We start from the raw sequence: 2323 nt of genomic DNA, 5'->3' as shown, positions 1-2323 counted from the left end.
AAGTTGGTCCTTAGCCATGAACAAGCAAGCGATGAGAATTAGGGATCGTCGGCGTTAGCCGTTACGAGCCCTTTGAAGCTCGCTAGGCGAGAGACTTTGGCTCGAGCCGGTGCCATGGCTTTTCAAGGGCCAAATTCAAAAGCGCAACGGATGCTCACTAGCTCAATGTTTTTATATCCGAAGACAAAAAGGCTAGAAGCCACGCACAGACTGTACGGCTCCTAGCCTTTTATAGTACCTTAAGATGGCGGATTAATTGTCTTCAACCTCGCCACTCTCGATCTTCGTGCTAGCTTCAAGAGGTCGTATGAGGGGTTCGTTGTGGTCGATGAAGACCTTAGTGATATCTTCGAGCTTGTAGTAAGTGTAGAAGTCTCGCTTATCGATCTTAGAGCTATCGATAATTAAGTAGCGTTCGGTCGAATTATTCAAAGCGATCTTCTGGGCATTGCCTTCTTCGAAGGTGGCGGTCATAATATCGGAATTATTCAAGCCATTGCAGGAGACAAAGGCCTTGTGGAAGTTGATGCTGGCTAGGGCGGCATTGGTGATAGAGCCGTGGAAGGATTCGGTGATCTTACGCATTTCCCCGCCCACCAGGTAGAGCTTCATCTGCTTTGACTTCTCATTGAGGGTCTTGAAGACAGGGAGACAATTGGTCACCACGCGCAGGTCCATGTCGTCCATCATGCTAGCAAAGATTTCCATGGTTGTCCCTGGTCCCAAGAAGATGGTTTCACCTGGCTTGAGATAGGGGAGGGCGGCACGCGCAGCCGCTTTTTTGAGATCAATGTTGATGATTTTTTTGTCACGGTGGGAGAGTTCCTTATTGGGATAATCATTAAGGCTGACTGCTCCCCCGTGGACCCGGCGCAGTTGACCGCGCTTCTCGAGCTCATCGAGGTCACGCCGGATGGTCATGTCAGAGACATGGAGTTGGTCGATGATATCAGTTACCTTGATATGCCCGTAGTGGTTGACCTCCTCCACAATATAATTTAAACGATCCTCTTTTAACATCTTGCTAGCTCCTTTCCCTAAAGAATTTTAGGTGTTCGGATAGTTTTTAATTTCAATTTGGTCATAGATAGTTTGGAACTTGTCAGGGTTCACATGTCCTGTCTTCTTCTCCATAGTATTTAAAATTCCAGCCGTCATCCCATATTTGATGACTTCTTCTGGAGACTTGTGCTGGCTGATGGCAATGGCCAAGCCAGCTATTGTGGAGTCGCCAGAGCCAACGGGGTTAACGACTTCAATACTTGGAATATCCGCCTTGTAGAACGTATCTTGGTGCTTGACGAAGGCGCCTTCGCCACCTAAGGATACCACAATCCATTCAATACCTTGGAAACGAGGATTTAAGAGGGCTTGGTGGAGGCTGTTGAGGTCGCTAGGGTCGAGGGTCTCACCAATGAGGTCCCCCAGTTCATGGTGGTTGGGCTTAATCAAGAGGGGCTTGTCGGAACTTGCGATAGCGTCAGCTAAGAATTGACCGGAGCTATCGAGTAAAGTCGACACGCCGGCTTGGGCGGCGCGGCGGATGAGCTCGGTATAGAGGTCGGGGGAGAGGCCCTTAGCCATGGAACCTGAGATGGTCATAGTGTCTACCTGGTCCAGTAAGCCCTGGAATTGGTCGAGGAAGGCCGCTTCCTCTTCTTTAGAAATGGTTGGGCCACTTTCGAGAATTTCGGTCTGCTTGCCCTCGTGGAGGATAGCAATCGAATCCCGGGTTTCACCGGCACAAGTTGAGAAAGCATTCTTGATACCGTCACGGTCGAGCTGGTCCTTGATAAAAGCACCGTGGTGGCCACCGAGAATCCCGGTGGTCAAGACATCTTCACCGAGTTGGTGGATCACCCGGGCAACATTCAAGCCCTTACCACCAGCCGTTTTGCTGACTTCTTGACAGCGGGTTACCCCATCAATTTCAAGATGGTCAATAGGATAAGAAATATCGATCGAAGGGTTCATCGTCACAGTTAAAATCATGGGAGAGGCTCCTTTCTGAAGCAGAATTAGAATTTTTATTTTTAATTCCCCTATTTAATAAACAGAAAGTCATCTGTTCGGTTATGAGCAGGAGTGGAGCGTTGAAGTTGGTCCTTAGCCACGAAAAGCAAGGCCAGGGTGCGAAGGCTAGCGGGAGAAATAGACCTCTGGAGCCAAAAGCCAGAGAAGTCTGAAAGACTTCGGCGGATCTTTGTGAAGAGGAGCTATTTCTGCTAGCCTGAACCCGACTAGAAGCGAATTACGGAACGTAGGCGTTAGCCGTACGGACCGTTTGAGACTCGCTAGGCGAGAGACCTTGGCTCGAGCCGGT

At 49.4% G+C, this 2323-nt stretch carries 2 protein-coding genes; both read right to left on the bottom strand.

Features of this window, described 5'->3' with window-relative positions:
• Positions 1 to 252: 252 nt before the first annotated feature.
• A complete protein-coding gene (locus HMPREF3090_RS07120; protein ID WP_070486290.1) occupies positions 253 to 1020 on the bottom strand; it encodes a DeoR/GlpR family DNA-binding transcription regulator in 768 nt (255 codons plus the stop codon).
• Positions 1021 to 1047: 27 nt separating this feature from the next.
• A complete protein-coding gene (locus HMPREF3090_RS07115) occupies positions 1048 to 1992 on the bottom strand; it encodes a hexose kinase (protein ID WP_070486288.1) in 945 nt (314 codons plus the stop codon).
• Between the last annotated feature and the right edge of the window lie 331 nt (positions 1993 to 2323).

The organism is Aerococcus sp. HMSC23C02 (genome assembly GCF_001806805.1).
Taxonomy (GTDB): Bacteria; Bacillota; Bacilli; order Lactobacillales; family Aerococcaceae; genus Aerococcus; species Aerococcus sanguinicola.
The sequence above is the reverse complement of the archived record's forward strand: the minus strand, read 5'-3'. Positions and strand labels throughout refer to the sequence as shown.